This window comes from Flavobacterium aquicola (genome assembly GCF_003385115.1).
Classification (GTDB): Bacteria; Bacteroidota; Bacteroidia; order Flavobacteriales; family Flavobacteriaceae; genus Flavobacterium; species Flavobacterium aquicola.
The window spans coordinates 1-23,342 of sequence record NZ_QUNI01000021.1; the positions used below are offsets into that span (position 1 = coordinate 1).

The window sequence follows — 23,342 nt, forward strand, 5'->3', positions numbered from 1 at the left end:
ATGCGAACCTTTTCTTAAATCTGTGCTCATAATCTAAAGGTAAAGATTTTTTCGCATTACTAAAGTACTGCAATAAATTGCAGGGTTTTAAACCCTAACCTGAGACCAATAAAAAAAGAGGTTATTTCAACATGTGAAATAACCTCTTAAATCGTCAGGTACTATGTGAAAAATATTATTCAGGAGAACCAACTTAATTTTATTCTTCCATAGAAAACATTCAAGCTATAAGAATAAACTAAATCTTCCTTTTTTTACTTTCTAATTATTCTTCGAAAAGGTTTTTATTAACTAACCAAATAAAAACCTTTACTGAAGAACAACTCAAACTACTAACTTAACTAAACATTAATCTTAAGTTATACGATCCATAAGCTGAAGGAGCAAAAAACAACTTATTTATTCACATTCATACATTTTATTCTATTTTATAGTACTGTTTTTTAATTTTAAAATCGAAAAAGGAAGCATTCTACAACTTCCTTTTTCGAAAATAAACTAACTCAAATTATTCTGGTCTGAAAACAAAAGTCCAACCTGTACCATTCGTCTCATTATTGTTTAAGTAAAGAACCATTTTGTTTGCAGTTAAACTAACAATTGTGTAAACACCATCTTTATTTCCAGCTGCATACCCCAACATTTTAGAATCATTTATAGTCAATGTCTTACCTTCAGGATTTAATATAAAAGTACCTTTAGTACCTGTCGCAGATGTATTTTCATAATGAACATAATTTGCATCTCCATTTAAATCGAAATGCATTTTGCCATTGGCATCACTAGGAGGACAGCAAGTCCCTCCGGCATTCCACCAGGCACCCATTGAACCGGCTGGATTATTAGGAGCTGACATAAACCACCATAAATTATCAGGCGTGCCATTTTGATCAAAAATCCATGTTTTTCCCGCAACAGCATCTGTTCCTAATAAAGCTCCCCATTCTGGCGGAACTGGATGGTCTAATTTATCAATAGTCACTGCAACCTTTTTTTCAAATAACTCTGCTCCCAAACTACCTTTATAGGTAAAATTAAAAGTCCCCATAACTGGAAAAAGAATTGTAGCTCTGTCTGTTAAAGCTTTCCCAATTATGTAATTAAAATGCCCAGTAATACCCGGGGTAAGCATTTCAATTTTAATTTCATTCCCTCCTTGAGTGGTATTTTCAGCTTTAAGCTGCACCCCTTCAACTGTATTTGTATTACTCAAATGATCTTCCTCAACAATTGATTCGCATGCTGTAAACACAAGCAAAAACGAAGCAATAATTGGATATATTATTTTATTAAATTTCATAGTTTTATTATTTATCGTTAAATATAATTACCATCCTGGATTTTGAGTATAAACTCCTGCAGATAATCTAATTTCAGATTCAGGAATTGGAACTAATCCTTTAGTTTCAGGTCTGTATTTCAAAGTATAAGTAGCACTTGTACCTGAATTTCTTACAGGGACCGAACCAGTAAAAGCAGTTTCAACATCTCCCCAACGAACCAAATCAAACCAATGCAGCCCTTCAAAAGCCAATTCATGTAAACGCTCTTGTTTTAAAGCATCTAAAGTGTAACCAACAGCAGGAACTAGTCCTGCTCTGGCTCTTACAGCATTAAGCCCTGTATCCGTACCAGTTACTTCAGAATGCATTAATAATACATCTGCAAAACGCATATAGATATAATCTTGGGCATGCATCAATTGCATATCAGCATCACCCCATTGATACATCTGAACGAACATTCCTTTTACTGTTGATGTACCAGGCACTTGATGCTGAATAGCACAGTATTTTTTATTGAAAAACCCTGTTTCATGGTCACCTTTGTCCGCATTATAACCGCCAGTTCCTTGATCTGCTTGTCCAACTTGAATAATAGAACCTAATTTTCTAGGATCGTTATCAGCCCATTCATTAAATATTTTTGGATTTACTGTACCCATTCCCCATCCTTCACCAAAAGGAACTTGACTATTACCTCTCATAGATGTGAACAAAGCATATCGATTGGTATACATTGGTCCATTACTCCACTGCCAGTTACCAAAAGAAAAGCGCTGAACAAACATAGTTTCTAAATTTCCTGTCCCAAATCTTGAGGCTGTACCATCTTGCCCTACCCACGATAAATTATTAGTTTTTGCCCAAGGCAATACGTTAGCCTGTGCACTTGTATTAACGTATGAATAAGGCCATATGTTTCTAAAATCAGATACCAAAGCATAACCACTATTAGAAATACAATCATTCAAATAACCAGTTATCTCATCCTTGCCCAAAGACTTACCATCAGTGGTTGGTAAAGTTGAAGTTGCCTGTTTTTCAATGTTTGTCATATAACCAGTATACATTAAAAACACACGGGCCAAATAAGCTTCAGCCACCCATTTATTGGCATGTCCGTATTCTGCGGATGGAATACTCGGAAATGGAGTCGAAGGCAATGTTTCAATTGCTGCTTTTAAATCAGTAGCAATCTGCGCATAAGTCTCAGTAATAGATGACCTCCCAACTGTTTTAGGATCACTGACACGAATAATCATTGGTACACCACCAAAGAACTTAGCCAATCTAAAATAGAAAAAAGCTCTCATAAATAATGCTTCTCCAATTGCTTTTTTCTTAAATAAATTTGCTTCTTCTGCAGTATCAAAAAATTTAGAAAAATCAGCAGCTTCTGTTTTTTCAATTACAGCATTTGCACGAGCAATACCATTATACGACTGAACCCACAAGGAACGGTAGGTATCCTCAAGCGGATCTTCAAAACTATCTACATACTTAGCAGCTCTATCATCAGGACCTCCTCCACCTAACATCATATTATCCATAAGATTAGCTGCTATATTTTCTTCACTTAGAGGATCCACTACATAAATGGCATTATAAACACCAGAGGTAGCGTTAATAATATCGGTAGGAGTTTTATAATAGGTATCCAAGCTGTAATCATAAATAATTTCTGAATCCAAGTAGTCTTGACAACTTGCTGCAACAAAAATTGTTGAAACAGCTATTAAATATTTTATTTTTTTCATTTTTAAATTTTTTTAAATTAAAAGTCAACACTCATCCCAAACATAACCGTTCTTGCCTGTGGGTAAAGACCCAGATCTATTCCAGACGCCCATTTTTTATCATTATTATCATCTTGTCCTGAAAAACGAACTTCTGGATCCATTCCTTTATAATTAGTAAATGTGTATAAATTGTTAACTGCAACATACATTTTTAGATTAGACATCCATTTTATATTAGATAAAACTTCATTAAAATTATAACCAATCGTTAAATTGTTAATTCTCAAATAATCTGCATCATACATGAATATATCTGATAAATTACTTAAATTATGGTTTGCTACTGAGCTTATCCTAGGCATTCTATTTGATGTCCCTTCTCCATGCCAGCGGTCAAAAACATCTGAAGTATAATTTTGCATTGGACTATCAAGAAATGATCTATATGACTGCATTACCTGCATACCGAATTTTCCTGCCAGTGTAGTATTCAAGTAAACCCCTTTGTATTCAAAGTTTAATTGTAACCCTAATTCAAAATCAGGATTAGGATTCCCTAGATCCACTTTGTCAGCATCGTCAATTTTACCATCATTATTTTGATCTACAAATCGTACATCTCCAGGACGTTGTCCAGCAAAATAAGGTGCTCCTGAAGGTCCTTTATAAGCATCCACTTCGTTTTGATTTTGCAAAATTCCGTCAGTTTTTAAACCCCAAAAATAACCTATAGGATGTCCTACTTCAACTCTTGAAATTTCGGATGTCCCTTGCGACAATACATTGGATGGCCCATGTATAATACCCTCGGCATTTGCTATTCTAGTTACTTCATTTTTATTATTGGCTCCACTAACAGTTACACCATATTTGAAATCGCCAATTTTATCATTCCAGCTAACAGAAATTTCAAATCCTTTATTTTCAATATCACCTCCGTTGATGTAAGGAGGGAGTGCACCAAACGTTCCTTGAATAGGAGCTTCAACTAACCAGTCTTTCGTTATTTTTTTATACCAATCGAAAGTTATTCCCAATTTAGAATTGAATAATTGCGCATCCAAACCAAAGTTTAATTGTTCTGACGTCTCCCATGTAACATCAGGGTTAACCACTCTTAAAGGATAAGTAGTTGCTCCTGAAACAGGTTTTGTATCTCCAAAGAAATAACCAGGGTAAGCACCAGTAATAGTTGAAGTGTAAATAAAGTTAGGGATATCCTGATTACCATTTTGTCCCCAGCTTGCTCTTAATTTTAAGAAATCAAGATAACCGGATGTCCCTGACATAAAATCTTCTTTGGTCATTACCCATCCAGCAGAAAAGGAGGGAAAATACCCCCATCTTTTGTCTGGTGCAAAATTGCGTGATCCATCAGCACGCATAATTGCTGATAACAAATATTTTTCTTTATAATCATATTGTGCTCTGGCAAAAAAGGACTGAAGCCCTCCGCCTTCAGCAGCCCCATCTCTTCCACTAGTTCCAATATCACTAATAGATGCTGCAGGATTTGTATTGTCCAAATATGCATATTTAGGATCTCCTGGGAATTTTAAACTATTTGAACCACTTCTAACACCAGTTACATTATCATTTAAAACATTACGAATAAGCTCAGTACCTATTACTGCATTTATAGAATGATCACCAAATTTTTTATCATAAGTTAGTGTATTAGTCCAAGTTGTAGTGGCACCCATATTTTCGTTTTGTGTTACACCATCAGTTTTATCGTCATATAGTCTTCCTAAACCATATGTCGGATTCATTGATCTCGAATGACCAAACCATGAAGTGATACCAAAAACAGATTTAAATTTTAAAGATCTTATTGGTGCTATTTCAGCGTACGCATTCGCATTGATATTATTACTTTTTCCATAATTATAATTATTACGGTAAAACATCACAGCGATAGGGTTAGTTTGACCTTGATTAATACCTTCTAATGTCGGAGAATAGCCGAATTCATTGATATTTGCATCTATCGAAGTCTGCCAATATGCAGGCATTAATGGATTTTGAACCAATCCATTGTGTAAATCGTTCCAATAAATATTTCCCGCAGCTACCGCTCTATTTTGTGTATTTGTATAGGTGAAATTTTCTCCAACAGTAATTATCGCATGATCACTATTCTTCTTTAATACAATATCAGTATTCATTCTGGCAGTTAGCCTCTTATAACCTGCATCTATAATGTTTCCACCAATCATACCGTCTTGATCATAATATGACAAACCAAAAGAGTAATTGATATCTTCACTACCTCCAGTAATATTTAAAGAATGGTTTACTACAGGAGCATCTTTCTTCGTCATTTCATCAATCCAATTAGTCCCTTTCCATCCACTCTGAAGTTTAGACCATACTTCATCACCATAGGCAACATCTAAACCAGGATAATTATTGTGTAACCAAGTATTCGAAGTTAGGAGATTATGCCAGTCAATTGGAGCTTTCCCATCGTTAACCATTCCTTCGTCCAAAATACTCATGTATTCTTGCGCATTTAATGGATCAAGATTTTTGTAAATATTTTGAATTCCATAGAAATAATCATAACTAATTTTTGCCGGGCGATTTTTAGTTCCTTTTACAGTAGTAATCAATACAACTCCATTTGCAGCTCTTGATCCATAAATTGCAGCTGATGCTGCATCTTTTAATACTGAAATAGATCCAATGTCTGATGGGCTCAAATAGTCAATATTACTAACACTTACTCCATCAACAACATATAACGGGTTAGAATTTCCAATAGTACCAAGCCCGCGTATTGTTACTCTAGTACCTGCACCAGGCGCCCCACTATTTCTTGTAATACTAATTCCTGGAGCAATACCTTGTAAGGCTTCCATTGCAGAACCTGTCTTAAGCGCTGTAATGTCTTTTCCTTTTAAATTGATACTTGCACCAGTTGTCAAAACCTTCTTTTGGGTTCCGTAACCAACAACAACAACTTCATTTAAATTTTGCGATTCAGGATTCAATTTTACATCAATCTGTGTCCTGCCGCTAATCGGAACATTTAAAGTAGCATAACCTACAAAACTAACAACCAAGACACCAGTAGAAGGAGCCTTAATTGCAAATTTTCCATCAAAATCTGAGGAGGTAGCTGTTCCCGCCCCCTTAATTAAAATAGTAGCCCCTGGAATAGGCATACCTTTCTCATCATTTACTTTCCCGCTAACAGTAATATCTTGCGCTTGCAGAACTACCGAGAAAAGTAAAGACGAAACACAAAAAACAAGTAATTTTGTTAATTTCATTTTTCTAAAAATTTTGGTTAATTAATTAGTAATTTAATACAATGATAAGTTAAAAAAAATAGAATAAATAAAAAAAAAACATTACAAAAACCCATCAATACGCAAAAATACTGTATTACAAAAATACATCAAAAAGTAATCAAATATTTAATTATCAATCATTTAATAGATAAATTAATTTGTTATTAATATGTTAATTAAAAAATTTACCCTACATTTACGTCCATAATGAGCTTATTTTAAAAATACACATAACAATAATAAACACGCGGTACTAAAATATACAATCTGCAAAATAAACATAAAATAAATTAAAATATCACATGAATTTTAACACATCAATAATTTATAGATTATTATTTATTTTCACAATTTCATTAGCAATTACTGCATATTCACAAGTAAAAACGCAAGGAATTCCTGATATCAAAAACTACAAAAGAACAGAGTACAAGGGAGGCACTCAAAATTGGGATATAGATCAAGATAAAAATGGAAATCTTTATTTCGCGAATAATACTGGGCTTTTGAAATTTAACGGCACTAGCTGGCATAAATATTCATTGCCAGATAATTCAGCAATTAGAAGCTTGAAGGTTGACAATTCAGGCAGAATATATGTAGGTGGCAATAATGAATTTGGCTATTTTTTAAGCGATCAAAAAGGAAATCTTACTTATCATTCCTTATCAAAGCTATTTAATAAAAATAAAAAAATTACCAAAAACATCAATATAATATGGAAAATCCATTGTTTCGAAGACGAGGTAATTTTTCAGGCCTTCAGCAAAGTTTTCTTTTTAAAAAAAAATAAACTTCGCTATATGGAAGCAAAAAACAGATTCCAATTTTCTTTTTTAATCAACAAGAAGTTATATTTTCAAGATAAAAAATTAGGATTGCTGAATTATTCGAAAGGTAAATTCACCCGTTTGAAGGGAACATCAGCTATTAATAATTCCGAAATATGGGCTGTTTTTCCAGCTGACAGCAAATTAATATTAGCAACTTTAGAAAATGGATTATTTATTTATCAAAATAATACCATTAGACCATGGCAAACAGAGGCCAATGAATACATTAAGAAAAATTCGTCACTAGGCGGGTGCATGATTAAAAACAAATTACTTGTTTTTAATACTGTCTTAAATGGTATTATTATCACCGATTTTAACGGAAAAATAATCCAGCATTTAAACCGCCACAAAGGACTTCAAAACAATACTATATTAAAGTCTTTTGAAGACAATAAAAATAATCTGTGGCTAGGATTGGATAACGGAATAACATTTATAACCGAAAACTCACCATTTACTTTTTTTGACTATAGCTACAATATGAGTACCGTTTATGCCTCATTGGTTTACAAAAACACATTATATGTAGCAACCAACCAAGGCCTATTTTACCATAGTTGGAATGATATATTTCTTGATGAACCATTCAAAAGAATTGAAGGAACCATTGCACAAGCATGGAATATCCAATTAATTAACGGCCAGCTACTTTGTGCCAGTAATAATGGAGCATTACTTATTGAAAATAACAGAGTAGCTAAAATACTCGACAACAAAGGATACTTTGGCTTTTTAGCTATTCCGGACCATCCTAATAGCATTATTGGCGAAAGCTATAATGGTTTTTCGATATTTGAAAAAGATGGTAATAATCTGGTCTTTAAAAATTCGGTGGCAGGTTTTGAAGAAACAACAAACACATTCGAAACACTTATCGATGAAAATTTTCTTTGGCTTAAAAAAAACCCTAACCTATATCAAATGAAACTATCAGATGATTTAAAAAAATTTGAAGAAATAAAAATTCATACAAAAATAAATGATACATATACAGGAATCGGAAGCATTCAGAGATTAAAAAACAAAATATATTTTCAAACACATAACCATTTCTACCGATATTCTAAAGAGCAAGAGATATTTTTTGAGGACAAAAAAATATCATTATTATTTAAGAATATGCCAACATTAAATACTGTAATCGAAGATGGAGATGAAAACATATGGTATTGCTTTAACGAAACATTAGGCGTTTTGCAAAAAAATAAAAGTGGAAATTACATTAAAAAACAAATTCCATTTTCTAATTTATCAGGCAATTTAGTTAATAATTACATTTCAATTAATGCTGTAAACCCAAATAATGTCTTTATAGGCTTAACAGAAGGATTAGCACATTATGATTTTAACATATCAAACAATTTTATTACACAACCTACAGTTTATATCCAAAGTTTAAGCTTTCCTCATGACACAATTATAACAGGAAACTTATTTGATAATAGCAAAAATTATAATTTAGAATATAGCTCTAATCATGTCAAATTCACATTCTCATCTCCTATTTACGAAAATCCCCAAAGCACAACCTATTCCTACAAACTAGAGCCATTTGAAGATAACTGGTCAAGCTGGTCATCTAGCTCAATGAAAGAATACACTAATTTAAAAGAAGGTGACTATGTGATGAAGGTCAAAGTTAAAAATAGTTACGGACTCGAATCAAGACCTGACCAGTTATTCTTTACAATTTCTCCACCATGGTACCGCCATTTTTTAGCTTACCTCTTTTATATAATACTAGCTGTTGTGGCTAATTACATTATTTATAATAGAATAAAACTAAAAATAAGAAAAAACAAATACTACGAAACCATTGAACAACGAAGACTATATTTAGAAAAAGAGTCCAAAATACGTAAAGGCCAATACGAATTGGAGAAAGAAATTGAAAAACTAAAAAACGATAACCTTCAAATTCAAATTCTCGCAAAAGACAAAGAACTTGTTACAAATTCATTACAGGTCGTGAAAAAAAATAAAGTTTTAAATGGAATATTACAAAAAGTAAAAGAAATTGACATAAAAGCTTTAGACGAACCTACCAAATTTCAGGTCACTAAATTGAACAAAAGTATTGTTAAGGAAGTAAGTAATGACAAAAGCTGGAAAAGCTTGGAAAAACATATTAAGAATGTTCATTTTGACTTCCTAAAGCGACTTAAAGAAAAATATCCAACCATATCTCCAAGAGAATTAGACTTAGCAACTTATTTATTAATGAATATGTCTACAAAAGAAATTGCAGAAATATTGAATATTTCTATCGGAGGTGTGGAGTTAGCAAGATATAGACTTAGAAAAAAACTGGGACTGAACAAAAAGGAAAACCTAATAGGATTTTTAATGAGTATCTAAAAAAGGAAAACCAGCATTTTTTAATGCTGGTTTTCCTTTTTTTTTAAATAAATTCTAAAGTTCGTTCCAAAGCCATACCTCGAGACCCTTTAATAAGAATCATATTGCTGTCAAACTTTTTATTTTTGACAGCTTCTGAAAAATTTTCAAAATTTTCAAAGAAGAAAAAATTTTCTTTTGAAACTTTATTTTGATAAAAATCTTTACCTATAAAATAACAGTCTATATTATTTTGATCTATTAACAAATCCACCACTCCTTTATGTTCTTTCAAGCTTTCATTCCCTAATTCGAACATATCTCCTAAGAAAAGAGTTTTGTTTGCTTTTTCCAAAAGCAGGAAGTTTTCAATAGCTACTTTCATACTGCTGGGATTGGCATTGTAAGCATCCAAAATAATTTCATTTGTCCCCTTAGTAATTAATTGCGATCTATTATTCTCAGGAATGTAGTTTTCCAAAGCTTCTTTGATCGCTTCATCTTTAACCCCAAAATAATTTCCAATTGTAACTGCAGCATTTATATTATTAGCATTATACAAGCCAATTAAATGCGTATTAATACTATTTCCCGAATAAGATATACTCACAAAAGGATCAGCTTTCACCTTGTCAATATTTACATCGCATTTATCATTGTTTACTCCAAAAGAAAATGATTTGATACTTTTGCTTCTTTCAACTTGTATTGGATCTTCAAAATTCACAAAGACTAACTTATCATTTTTTAAAAAATATTGATACATTTCACTTTTTCCTTGAATCACACCTTCAACACCACCAAAACCTTCAAGATGAGCTTTGCCAAAATTAGTAATATATCCATAATCAGGTTGCGCAATTTCACAAAGAAATTCGATTTCTTTTTTATGATTAGCACCCATTTCCACAATTCCAATCTCCGTTTCTTCATTAAAAGATAACAAAGTTAAAGGTACTCCTATATGATTATTTAAGTTCCCAACGGTAGCCTTTATTTTAAACTTTCTAGAAAGAACAGTGTTTATTAATTCCTTAGTAGTTGTTTTTCCATTACTTCCAGTAAGAGCAATTATAGGTAATTTCAAATAATTTCTATGATATTTTGCTAATTCCTGTAAAGAAGCTAAACTGTCTTCAACCAAAACGGTTCTTTCGTCAATAAAATAATCCTCGTTATCAATTAACACATACGAAGCTCCTTTACTTAAAGCATCTTCAGCAAAGGTATTTGCATCAAAATTATCTCCTTTGATAGCAATAAAAAAAGAATTCGCATCAATTTTACGGGTGTCAATTGAAACCGAAGTGCATTTCAAAAACAAATTATGAATGTAATTAATATCCATATAATATAGTTTAAAAAATAAAAGCCCTAATGAAAGGGCTTTTATTGGAATTATCTAAAAAAAATTAATTTCTTGGTGTTTTTTTGGTATTTGATTTAGAACCAACTCTAGACATAGCACATCTAAATCCGATGTAATCTGTTGCCATATCTTGTGGAAAGAAACGTCTCTGTGCTGGATCAAGCCAATATGCTCTGTCTCTCCATGAACCTCCTTTGTAAACGCGAACAGCATCATTTATTAAAGTAGTTCTCTTATTTGATTTATCATATTTTCTTTCCATATTTCCTAAACTATCAATTTTTACGTTTTGTTTAGGTGAATTATACATGATTTCTTTTTCCGATGTTTTTCCGTTATCAGCATCTGAACTTGTAAACTTATAATACTTGCTAGATTGTTTATCTCCGTCTCTATAATTGATATTATCACTAGTACTGAAATTTTGTCTCAAATACGTTTCATTATCGTCAACAGGAACTTGTGCTATTTCCCCTGGCAAATATTTAGGAACTAATTTACCATTACTCAAAGTGTCGTATACAATATCTTTATTAGTGATAATTTCGATTTTTCCATCTTTACCAATCTTATTTTTGGTATAAACGTTTCCTCTGAAATAATTAAAATCATTGGTTTCAACATCAACTATAGGTCTATAAACATCAGCAACCCATTCTGCTACGTTACCAGCCATATCATATAAACCAAAGTCATTTGCTGGATATTTTTTAACTTCATTAGTGATATCAGCTCCATCATCAGACCAACCTGCGATTCCACCGTAATCCCCATTACCTTGTTTAAAGTTGGCTAATTGGAAACCTTTATTGGATCTTTTTCCAGAACGAGTATAGCTTCCTGACCAAGGATATTTCTTTTGACCTTTGTAAATATTATATTCTCTTTGACCTACATCTGCTGCTGCTGCATATTCCCACTCAGATTCTGTTGGCAATCTATACTCAGGCAATAAAATACCAGATGATCTTTGCACATATACGTTTTTTTCCTCAACAACATTTCCATTCTTATCAGGTCTTGGTGCTTTCTTAGATGCTCCTCTGCCTTTCAAAAGAATTTCTTCATTTCCTCCATAAGTCATTGTAGGTGCTGCTAAATATGTTTCAGTATTGAAATTACTATCAGCAGTAACATCTAACGTCTTAGCATTTTTCTTTAAATAACCGTTTTTTTCAAGTACAGCTTCGTTTACACGATCTGTTCTCCATTTACTGAATTCAACAGCTTGAACCCAATTTACCCCTACAACAGGGTAGTTTGCATAAGCAGGATGTCTTAAATAGTTATTGGTCATTGTTTCAGTATAACCCAATCTATTTCTCCAGACAAGTGTATCTGGCGAAGCTCCTTCGTAAATGTTTCTATAGTTTTCTTCTGTTGGAGGGTAAACTTTTTTTAACCACTCAAGATATTCAAGATACATTAAGTTAGTTACCTCAGTTTCGTCCATATAGAAAGACATAACGTGCTGCTGACTTGGCACATTATTCCAATCATGCATCACATCATCCTGAACAAGTCCCTTTGTAAAAGTTCCTCCTTCTATAAACACTAAACCTGGGCCTGTTTCTTGCGGTTTACCAGCTGTTCCTTTTGCAAAACCTCCTTTAGAACTGCTTACATTCCAGCCTGTGCCTCTTGATGCACTGTCGGATTTCGATTTTTTGCTACAACTAGCTAATCCTAATATTAATGCAAGTGAAAGCATTATTTTTAGCGGAATAGTCTTATTTACTCTCATAGTTTCTACTGGTAGGTAATTATTAAAATTTAGGTAGTGCAATGTAATAATTAAAATCAAACTGCAAAACCCTTTTTAATTTAATTTTTTAACGTTTTTTTAGATGTCTTTAAAAACGCAAAAATATATTTTTTATTACATAAAACAAGAAAAAAGACTTTAATATTTTTTCTTTACTTTTATCAATTATTTACACTCACTGTTGTTTCATATTTCATGAAAAATCTTGTCTTTTATTTTATACTGTTTTTTCCAATAATAGCATTTTCTCAAATTAAAGGCGATGTTACTATTGACTGGATAGAAAACAAAACTGAATCCACTAGTAAAACTAAGTCGGAAGCACCCGTTTTTAAAGGAAACAGTTATCTCTATGACACTTTTAATCAAGCGCTTTATTATAATTTAAATTTAAAAAACAACACTGATTTAGACGTAAATAGCATTGAAATTATTAATGTAACTTACGAGTCAGTGCCAACATCTTTTATTGGAAAAATAGATCCAATAAGCATTCCTACCTCTATAAAATCGGATCTTTACAGCACAAAATCCAGAAATATCACCCAGAATTTCCTTAGAATTTCGCCAATCATTAAAACAAATTCAGGATACAAGAGAATAAAATCCTTCTCTTATACAGTAAATAATAATTTTACTAAAAAAATCACATCTCTTAAAAAGCGCCTCAGTATCAGCAATTCCGTTTTGGCATCTGGAGATTGGTATCGCTTTTACGTCGAAAAATCCGGAGTTTATAAAATTTCCAGAGATTTTTTACAGCAGCTTGGTATTAATTTAAATGGAATTAATCCGAAAAAAATAAAAATCTATGGTAACGGAGGCAAAATGCTTCCGTTAGCAAACAGTACTTTTTACCCTTTAGATTTAAATGAAAATTCTATTCAAATTCAAGGAGAAAATGATGGTGTTTTTAATTCAGAGGATTATATCTTATTTTATGCTGAAGGGATTACAAATTGGAATGAAGAGAGTCAGACTAATCTAAATTTATACGACACAAAATCCTATTATTACATAACAATACAAGGTGATGATGGAAAAAGAATCTTAGATACAGCACAACCAACTGCTCCAAGCACCACAACACTTACATCATATGATGATTACCAATTTCATGAAATCGACAAAACAAATATTGCCCAAGTAGGCCGTCAATGGGTTGGAGAATCGTTCGAAATAAATGAAAATCAAGAATTCACATTTGATTTTCCTAATATCGACACGTCAGTTCCCGCCAATTTAAACATTTCCTTTGCCTCTGCCGCATATACTCCTACTTCATTTAAAATTACAGCAAACGGAATTGATATTGGAACTGTTTCATTTATACCTTTACTTTCAGGAGAGGAAAAACAATATGATTCCCAAAAACTATCCAATACTAGCTTTACCGCTTCCTCAAACATAAAAATAAAATTAACCTATGATAATAATGGAGTTCCGGGATCCAAAGGTTTTTTAGATTTTATTCAATTAAAAGCAAAAAGTAAGTTAGAGGGATCTGGAAAGCAATTTCATTTCCAATACAACCTAGCAGGTTCAAATCTTGGAGTAGTATCGTATAATTTTTCCAATGCTTCTTCAATTTCTCAAATTTGGAACATAACAGATATTTATAACGTAACCAAAACAGAAAACAAAGACGGGAATCTATTTTCATTCAAAGCAAATCTTGGGGAACTGCAAAAATATATTGCCGTTGATCCAAACGATTATTACACACCTTTAAAAGAAAGCAAAACCAAAATAGGTAACATTAATATAAAAGGAACAGTTTTTAAAAACTCCCAAGGACAGTTTCAGGATATTGACTATATAATTATTACTCCTGATTTTTTAAGAAGTCAAGCTGAAAGGCTAGCTTCATTTCATCGAGTAAATTCTAAACTGAATGTAAAAATACTCACATTAGAATCCATTTACCAAGAATTCTCATCAGGAAAACAAGACGTTGCTGCAATCCGAAACTGTATTAAATATATTTATGATAATGCTTCTTCTGATGATAAAAAAGTGAGATACATAAATCTTTTTGGTGATGCTTCTTTTGATTATAAAAACAGAATAGCAAACAATAATAATATTGTTCCAATTTATGAATCTAAAATCAGTAATACTATAGCAGAAGCTTCTTTTGCATCTGACGACTTTTATGGATTAATGGACGATAACGAAGGAAATATAGACAATCCTTTGTACAAGTATGGAGGCATTGACATTGCTGTTGGAAGAATGTTAATCAGTAATACTACTCAAGCCAGTGAAATGGTCAATAAGGTTTTTGAATATTATGACAAAAAATCTTATGGTTCCTGGAGAAATAATTATATAGCTATCGCTGATGATACCGATGTGCCAGGTGACGCCACTTTGCAATACAGACAAAACACACTTGCAGACGAAATTCAAATTCAGAAGCCATTTTTAAATGTTTCCAAAATACTTTTAGATTCTTATGTTCAAGAAAGTTCTTCTGGTGGAGAGCGGTACCCCAAAGCAAAATCTGAATTTTACAATGAATTTGAAAAGGGCGCATTAATTTTTAACTATTTAGGCCATGGAGGTGAAGATGGCTTATCAAAAGAACGAATTTGGGACAAAGCAGACAGCCAAAGCGTAAACAATCAATTTAAATATCCATTATTCATTACCATCACGTGCGAGTTTTCTCGTTTTGACAACCCGCTAAGACCTACAGCTGGAGAATATATCTATTGGAACGCTAAAGGCGGTGCCATTTCTTTAATTTCCACTACCCGTACAATTCAGAAAACTGGTGCCGAGAATTTTAATGATATTTTCTTGAAAAATCTTTTAGCCTATGGATCAAATCAATATGTTTCTATAGCTGAAGCTTTACGAATATCAAAAAATGAAAAACCATCTGGACAAACAAATGTAGTTTTATATCTGGGAGATCCCGCACTATTTCTGGCTATACCTAAACCAAAAATAATACTTACAAAGGTAAATGACATCCCTGTTAACCAATCCATCCCTGATTTTAAATCATTGGCCAAAATGAAAATATCGGGTCAGATAACTGACGAAAACAATATCCCAATTACAAATTACAGCGGTGTCGTTTCCGCCATTTTATTTGATAAATCGATAACAAAGAGCACTTTAAACAATGATGGAAGTAGCCCCGCCATGAACTTCACTACATTAGGAGAAACTATTTTTAGAGGAAATGCATCTGTAAATAATGGGCAATTTGACTGCAGTTTTATAGTACCTAAAGATATTCGTATACCGGTAGGTAATGGAAAACTAAGTTTTTATTCTCAACAAAATCAAGTATTAGACGATGTTTCAGGATATGACGCTACAATAAAAATAGGAGGAATAAATGAAAATGCTGCTACAGACAATAATAGTCCAAAAGTGAAGTTATATATGAACGACCAGACATTTGTATCGGGAGGCATAACTAATGAGTCGCCTATTTTTATAGCCTACATGGAGGATGAGAATGGAATTAATACAGCAGCAGGGATTGGTCATGATATAATGGCGGTATTGGATGGAGATGTAAGTAACCCTGTGATATTAAATGATTATTATCAAACTGAATTGGACAGTTATTCCAACGGGAATTTACATTTTCCTTTCAGAAATTTAAAAACAGGGCTTCATACGATTACATTTACTGTTTGGGATGTTTACAACAATGCCACAACTTCTGAAATACAATTTGTAGTAGTTGGAAATGAAACAGTAACCTTGACAAATGTATTAAACTATCCTAATCCGTGTGTTAATTATACAGAATTTTGGTTCACCCACAACAAACCAAATGAACCATTAGAAGTACAGGTACAAGTATTAACCATTACAGGAAAAGTTGTATGGACAAAAAATAAAACTATAACAACACCTGGGTTTTTGGCTCGAGAAATAACGTGGGACACTAGAGATGATTTTGGAAATCGGATTGGTAAAGGAGTCTATGTTTATAAGCTTACTGTAAAGGCCACTTTGTCTAACAAAAAAGTTGAGAAAATTGAAAAACTTGTCATTCTTTAATAATATAGTATATTTATGCCAAATTAATTTTTTAAAAAACAATGAAAAAAGCCCTTTTATTAGTTACATTATTATATTCATTTAATTTTATTCACGCCCAGGAAAACAACATTACAACTGCAGTACCTTTTCTACTTGTAGCAGCAGATGCTAGAGCAGCTGGTATGGCAGATAATGGAGTAGCTACTTCTGCAGATGGTTTTTCACAACAGTGGAATCCTTCAAAATACGCTTTTGCCGAAGATCAACAGGGGTTCTCTGTAAGTTACACTCCTTATTTAACTGAATTAGTTAACGATATTTCATTAGCTCAATTAAACTATTTCAATAAATATAGTGACAAGAGTGCATTTGCGGCCAGTTTTCGTTATTTTGGCCTTGGCGATATTGATTTAAGAACTGATTATGACAGCCCCGTTGTAGTAGTATCACCAAATGAATTTGCATTTGATTTATCATATTCTTTAAAATTAAGCGAAAAATTTTCTATGGCTGTAGCAGGTCGTTTTATAAACTCTAATTTAAAAGTAGCTACAGATAATAATGATGCTTCTTCATCTAATAGTTTTGCTGTAGATGTTGCAGGTTTTTTTCAATCAGAGGAAGTAGCATATAATGATTTTAATGGAAGATGGAGGGCTGGATTTAATTTCCAGAACATGGGACCTAAAATGAGATATGATAATGACGACATAAATAGAAATTTTTTACCTGCAAACATGAGACTGGGAGGAGGATTCGATTTTATTTTGGATGAATATAATAAAATTGCAGTAAATCTAGAATTCAGTAAATTGTTGGTGCCTACTCCACAAGTATACAACACTAGTGCGGGTGTTTATGAAGGTAAAGACATGAACAATGACGGAATAGTAGACAGCACTGATTATAGTATAGCTAATGACGAATATGAAAACATAGGATGGTTTGGCGGTATGTTTCAATCATTTACAGATGCCCCGGGTGGATTTAGTGAAGAATTAAAAGAATTTACATATTCACTAGGATCTGAATATGTCTACCAAGACTCCTTTTCATTTCGAGCTGGATATTTTCACGAAAGTCCAGATAAAGGAGCTAGAGAATTTTTCTCGCTTGGAGCAGGTTTTAAATATACTTCAGTTAAAGTAGATGTTTCTTATTTATTTTCGGCATCTAAAGTACAAAACCCGTTAGAGAACACTTTGCGATTCTCTTTATCATTCAATTTTGGCGAGAAATACGAAAATTATTAGAATAAATTTTAAACATTAAAAAAATCCAATCTAAATTAAAGTTTGGATTTTTTTTGTTTTTAATTGACATCTATTTTATAAACCAAAAATCATAAGTTTACTTCAATTAGGCTAAATCAACATTACAAGACCAATGAAAGAAATAACCATTACTTCAAAAATTAATGTATTTGAATCCATCCAGGAATTAACTCAATTGGAACAAGACTTAATGAAAAAAGCTATTGAAGTAAGAAAAAATGCTTATGCCCCCTATTCCAAATTCAGAGTTGGAGCAGCAATTCTGCTAAACAATGGAGAAATAATTATTGGTTCAAATCAGGAAAATGCAGCTTATCCCTCCGGTCTCTGCGCAGAAAGAGTTGCTATATTCCATGCTGGAGCACTTTATCCAGAAGCAGCTATACTACAAATAGCAATTTCCGCCGCTTCAGATAACAATCCTACCACAATTCCAGTTCCTCCTTGCGGAGCCTGCAGACAATCAATTTCTGAATATGAAGTGCGTCAGAACAGCCCTATAAAAATATATTATATGGGCGAAACAGGTGAAATCCATCAATCGGATTCCTTGAAAAATTTACTCCCATTTATGTTTGATAACAAATTACTTTAAAAAAGAAACTAAAAATTAGCTTTTAAATTTTAGTTCTTAGCGAGAATGTCTTATTTTTGCATCCCGACCCCTTTGGGGCGCAAACTTGTGGTGAGGAAACTATTTTGCGTTACTAGGTCATGATTGATAAAACAATAACACTTAAGCAAAAGAATTATTTCAGATGAAAGAAGTTACAAAAGAAGTTTATTTAAAGTGGTATGAAGATATGCTGCTTTGGAGAAAGTTTGAAGACAAACTTGCAGCATTATATATTCAGCAAAAAGTTAGAGGTTTTCTACACTTATATAATGGTCAAGAAGCAGTTTTAGCAGGAGCTTTACATGCAATGGACTTGACAAAAGACAAAATGATTACTGCATACAGAAATCACGTTCAGCCAATTGGTATGGGTGTTGACCCAAGACGTGTAATGGCCGAACTTTTAGGAAAAGCAACTGGAACATCCAAAGGAATGGGTGGTTCAATGCATATTTTCTCAAAAGAGCACCGTTTTTATGGCGGACATGGAATTGTAGGCGGTCAGATTCCATTGGGAGCTGGTTTAGCTTTTGGAGATAAATATAATGGAACTGGCGGAGTTACTATGACTTATTTTGGTGATGGAGCTGCTCGTCAGGGCTCTTTACACGAAGCTTTCAATATGGCGATGTTGTGGAAACTTCCCGTAGTATTTATTGTTGAAAACAATGGATATGCAATGGGTACTTCTGTAGAAAGAACTGCAAACCATACTGATATTTGGAAACTAGGTTTAGGATACGAAATGCCTTGCGGACCAGTTGACGGAATGAATCCTGTAAAAGTTGCTGAAGCTATGACAGAAGCTATTGACAGAGCTAGACGCGGTGATGGCCCAACATTTCTTGAAATGAAAACATACCGTTACAGAGGACACTCTATGTCTGATGCACAATTGTACCGATCAAAAGATGAGGTTGAAGAATACAAAAAAATAGATCCAATCACTCAAGTTTTGGATGTAATTCTAGATCAAAAATACGCTACTGAAGAAGAAATCGAAGTAATTGATCAAAGAGTAAAAGATAAAGTTGAAGAATGCGTTCAATTTGCTGAAGAATCTCCTTACCCAGAAATCCAGCAATTATACGACGTAGTGTACGACCAAGAAAACTATCCATTCACACCGCATAAATTATAAATCAATTATGGCAACAATTGTAACAATGCCTCGCTTGAGCGATACTATGACTGAAGGAACGGTAGCAGCTTGGCTTAAAAAAGTAGGAGACAAAATTAGCGAAGGAGATATCCTTGCAGAAATTGAAACCGACAAAGCAACAATGGAATTTGAATCCTTCAACGAAGGAACTCTTTTATATATTGGAATACCAGAAGGAGAAACTGCACCAGTAGACTCTTTATTGGCAATTATTGGAAAAGAAGGAGAAGACGTATCTGCACTAATTGCAGGAGGTTCAGCTCCAGCTCCGGCAGAATCTACACCAGCAGCTACTGAAGCAAAAGCACCTGAAACAGCTACATCTGCTCCAGCAGCAGCTTTACCAAAAGGAGTAATCGTAGTAACAATGCCTCGTTTGAGCGATACTATGACAGAAGGAACAGTTGCTTCTTGGTTGAAAAAAGTAGGAGATAAAGTTGTCGAAGGAGATATTTTAGCCGAAATCGAAACTGATAAAGCTACAATGGAATTCGAATCTTTCAATGAAGGAACATTATTGTTTATTGGAATTCAAGAAGGAAACACAGCTCCAGTTGATAGCCTTTTGGCAATCATTGGTCCAGAAGGAACTGATATTAGCGGAATCGCAGACAATTATAAAGTAGGCGGAGCTGCTCCATCTGCTGCTGTTGCAAAAGAAGAAGTTAAAACTGCATCAGTAGAAGCTGCTCAACCAGTTGAAACTGTTGTTGACGGAAAAAGAATTTTAGCTTCACCATTAGCTAAGAAAATAGCTTCTGACAAAGGAATTCAATTAAACCAAGTTAAAGGATCTGGTGAAAATGGACGTATCGTAAAAAGCGATATCGAAAACTTTACACCATCCGCTACATCTCCTGCAGCTGTTGCAGCAAAAACTCCTGAAGCTGTAAAAACTGAAGCACCAAAAGTATTCGTACCTGCAGGTGAAGTTTTCACAGAAGAAATCAAAAATTCGCAAATGCGTAAAATCATTGCGAAACGTTTAGCTGAATCGTTATTCACTGCTCCTCACTACAATCTTGTAATTGAGGTAACAATGGATGAAGCAATGCAGTCAAGAGCAGCTATCAATACTGTTCCAGATACAAAAGTATCATTCAATGACATGGTAATAAAAGCTTGCGCATTAGCATTGAAAAAACATCCAAAAATTAATTCTCAATGGAAAGAAGATGCTATCATCATCAATCACCACGTTAATATTGGTGTTGCTGTTGCTGTTGAAGATGGATTAGTTGTTCCTGTACTAAGATTTACAGATGCGATGAGCTTATCTCAAATTGGCGCTAGCGTTAGAGATCTTGCTGGTAGAGCTAAAAACAAAAAATTGGGGCCTGCAGAAATGGAAGGAAGCACATTTACAGTTTCCAACCTTGGAATGTTTGGTATAACTGAATTTAATTCAATTATCAACCAGCCAAACTCTGCAATTTTATCTGTAGGGGCGATTGTAGAAAAACCAGTTGTTAAAAACGGACAAATAGTAGTTGGAAACACAATGATGCTTTCATTAGCTTGTGATCACCGTACAATTGATGGTGCCACTGGAGCGCAGTTTTTACAAACATTGAAACAATACATCGAAAATCCAGTAACTATGCTTGCATAAACAAGTCATATTTACAATAATAAAACCCGTTCTGAAAAATTTTAGAACGGGTTTTTCTTTTTAACTTAGTCGCAAATAAAATTCTTATGAAAAAAATAGTTTCACTCCTAATTATAATTGTTTTTGCGGCCTGTCAAAAAAAAGAAAACACAACAAAACATGAAATAGTAAAAGATTCCCATACCTTTTCAAATGCAGCGGAAGCTGTTGTCAAGCATTTAGATTTAGATATCAAAGTAGATTTTGATACGCAGACTATTTCTGGAAAAGCTTCTTGGCAGATTGAAAATGTTTCTAAAGGAAAGGAAATTATATTTGATGAAAACACATTAAATATCACCAAAGTTACTTTGGGGGATGATGAAAAAATTACGCAATTTAAATTAGGAAAAGAAGTTGAATTCCACGGAAAACCACTTCATATAACTATTGAGCCAAATACAACTAAAGTAAATATTTATTACAATACAACAAAAGAATCGATAGCCCTGCAATGGTTAAAACCAGAACAAACAGCCGATAAAAACAAGCCATTTGTATTTTCGCAAGGAGAAAGCATTTGGTCACGCACTTGGATTCCATGCCAAGATTCACCTGGAATTCGCTTTACTTATAGCGCAAAAGTTACTGTACCAAAAGATTTAATGGCGGTGATGAGTGCGGTAAATCCACAACAAAAAAACAATACAGGTATTTATACTTTTAAACAGGAAAAAGCTATCCCTTCTTATCTGATGGCAATTGCCGTTGGTGATATTGAGTTTAAACCAATTGACAACCGCACTGGTGTTTATGCTGAACATACTGTAATCAATAAAGCTAAATGGGAATTTGCCGAATTAGGAAAAATGGTAAATGCCGCCGAAAAACTTTTTGGTCCATATCAATGGGGCCGTTATGACGTCATTGTTTTACCACCGAGTTTTCCTTATGGCGGGATGGAAAATCCGAATCTCACTTTCCTTACACCAACAGTTTTAGCCGGTGACCGCTCTCTAACAAGTTTGTTGGCTCACGAATTAGGTCATAGCTGGAGTGGTAATTTAGTAACGAATGCTACATGGGATGATATTTGGCTCAATGAGGGATTTACGACTTATGTAGAGCATCGCATTGGAGAAGAAGTATTTGGAATCAACGAAGCCAAAATGCAAGATGTCTTAAGCCGAAAAGTATTAAAAACTACCCTAAATGATATAGGAAACGACAGTCCTGATTCCCGATTAAAGGTAGACACTTCGGAAAGAAATCCAGATGATGGACTAAGTGAAATTCCATACGAAAAAGGATATACTTTTTTACAAACTGTAGAAACTGCCGTTGGACGCAAAAAATTTGATGAATTTCTAACCAATTATTTCAAAGACCATGCTTTCCAATCAATTACTACAGAAGATTTTGTAGACTATTTTAATAAAAATCTGATCAATGACAACAAAGCATTAGCTGATAAAATAAAACTTGATGAATGGGTACACAAACCAGGAATCCCAAGTAATATTATCATTCCTGTTTCAGAAGATTTCAACTCTATAGACAATTTCCAAAAAACGTGGAGAAAAACTGGAGTGAAGAAATTGAGTGAAAAGATAAAATCAACCAATGAAAAACAGCATTTTATTGACTATTTACCAAATGATATAACCACTCAAGAAATGACAGCGATAGACAAAGAATTTAATTTTACTAATGGTGGAAATTTCGTCGTTCGCCGTCAATGGTTTATTCAGGCAATACAGCATCAATATAAAGAAGCTTACCCCGCAATTGAGCTATTCTTAACTTCGTATAGCCGAACTGGTTCTTTACTACCCCTATACAAAGAAATGATCAAAACCACAGAAGGAAAAATTTGGGCAAAAAAGGTGTATGTAAAAGCAAAAACTGGTTATCATGCTACCACTATTCAAGCTGTAGAACCGCTATTAAAATAATAATAATTATGGCATGCCCCAAGGGCCGGGCTGTTCATTATATCTTTTCTTTTCCTAAAGAAGGAAAAGAAAAGGATGCCATTTCCATCCCTCATGCAGATA

General features: G+C 33.4%; 12 protein-coding genes. 7 read left to right on the forward strand and 5 right to left on the reverse strand.

Annotation, left to right across the window (positions count from 1 at the left end; genetic code table 11):
- Window positions 1-508: 508 nt before the first annotated feature.
- The 3 genes from C8P67_RS21190 to C8P67_RS21200 are packed head-to-tail and all read right to left on the reverse strand — an operon-like array spanning window position 509 to window position 6,300.
- A complete protein-coding gene (locus tag C8P67_RS21190) occupies window positions 509-1,300 on the reverse strand; it encodes a hypothetical protein (protein ID WP_115815198.1) in 792 nt (263 codons plus the stop codon).
- A 27-nt stretch (window positions 1,301-1,327) separates the two neighbouring features.
- Window positions 1,328-3,040, reverse strand: a complete 1,713-nt coding sequence (locus C8P67_RS21195; protein WP_115815199.1) for a RagB/SusD family nutrient uptake outer membrane protein — start codon at window positions 3,038-3,040, stop codon at window positions 1,328-1,330.
- Between the two features lie 17 nt (window positions 3,041-3,057).
- On the reverse strand, window positions 3,058-6,300 hold the full coding sequence (locus C8P67_RS21200) for a SusC/RagA family TonB-linked outer membrane protein (RefSeq protein ID WP_115815200.1): 3,243 nt from the start codon (window positions 6,298-6,300) through the stop codon (window positions 3,058-3,060).
- Window positions 6,301-6,623: 323 nt separating this feature from the next.
- Between C8P67_RS21200 and C8P67_RS21205 the strand changes: the two genes are divergently transcribed.
- Window positions 6,624-9,515: a helix-turn-helix and ligand-binding sensor domain-containing protein gene (locus C8P67_RS21205; protein ID WP_115815201.1), complete on the forward strand. Its 2,892-nt coding sequence runs from the start codon at window positions 6,624-6,626 to the stop codon at window positions 9,513-9,515.
- A 43-nt stretch (window positions 9,516-9,558) separates the two neighbouring features.
- Here the strand turns inward: C8P67_RS21205 and C8P67_RS21210 are convergent, their stop codons facing one another.
- Window positions 9,559-10,842, reverse strand: a complete 1,284-nt coding sequence (locus tag C8P67_RS21210; protein WP_115815202.1) for a UDP-N-acetylmuramoyl-tripeptide--D-alanyl-D-alanine ligase — start codon at window positions 10,840-10,842, stop codon at window positions 9,559-9,561.
- 64 nt (window positions 10,843-10,906) lie between these two features.
- Window positions 10,907-12,607 (reverse strand): gliding motility lipoprotein GldJ, encoded by a 1,701-nt coding sequence (gene gldJ, locus C8P67_RS21215; protein WP_115815203.1) that lies wholly within the window; start codon window positions 12,605-12,607, stop codon window positions 10,907-10,909.
- A 216-nt stretch (window positions 12,608-12,823) separates the two neighbouring features.
- Between gldJ and porU the strand changes: the two genes are divergently transcribed.
- The 6 genes from porU to C8P67_RS21245 all read left to right on the forward strand — a co-directional run bounded on the left by porU (window position 12,824) and on the right by C8P67_RS21245 (window position 23,240).
- A complete protein-coding gene (porU, locus tag C8P67_RS21220; RefSeq protein WP_115815204.1) occupies window positions 12,824-16,660 on the forward strand; it encodes a type IX secretion system sortase PorU in 3,837 nt (1,278 codons plus the stop codon).
- A 41-nt stretch (window positions 16,661-16,701) separates the two neighbouring features.
- Window positions 16,702-17,895, forward strand: coding sequence for a type IX secretion system outer membrane channel protein PorV (gene porV, locus C8P67_RS21225; RefSeq protein ID WP_115815205.1), 1,194 nt, complete (start codon window positions 16,702-16,704; stop codon window positions 17,893-17,895).
- 133 nt (window positions 17,896-18,028) lie between these two features.
- Entirely contained in the window at window positions 18,029-18,511 is a 483-nt protein-coding gene (cdd, locus tag C8P67_RS21230; RefSeq protein WP_115815206.1) for a cytidine deaminase, read from the forward strand.
- A 163-nt stretch (window positions 18,512-18,674) separates the two neighbouring features.
- Window positions 18,675-19,673, forward strand: a complete 999-nt coding sequence (gene pdhA, locus C8P67_RS21235) for a pyruvate dehydrogenase (acetyl-transferring) E1 component subunit alpha (protein ID WP_115815207.1) — start codon at window positions 18,675-18,677, stop codon at window positions 19,671-19,673.
- 7 nt (window positions 19,674-19,680) lie between these two features.
- Window positions 19,681-21,306 carry a pyruvate dehydrogenase complex dihydrolipoamide acetyltransferase gene (locus C8P67_RS21240; protein ID WP_115815208.1) on the forward strand — a complete coding sequence of 542 codons (1,626 nt, stop codon included), beginning with the start codon at window positions 19,681-19,683 and terminating at the stop codon, window positions 21,304-21,306.
- A gap of 86 nt (window positions 21,307-21,392) precedes the next feature.
- Window positions 21,393-23,240: a hydrolase/aminopeptidase gene (locus tag C8P67_RS21245; RefSeq protein ID WP_115815209.1), complete on the forward strand. Its 1,848-nt coding sequence runs from the start codon at window positions 21,393-21,395 to the stop codon at window positions 23,238-23,240.
- Window positions 23,241-23,342 lie beyond the last annotated feature (102 nt).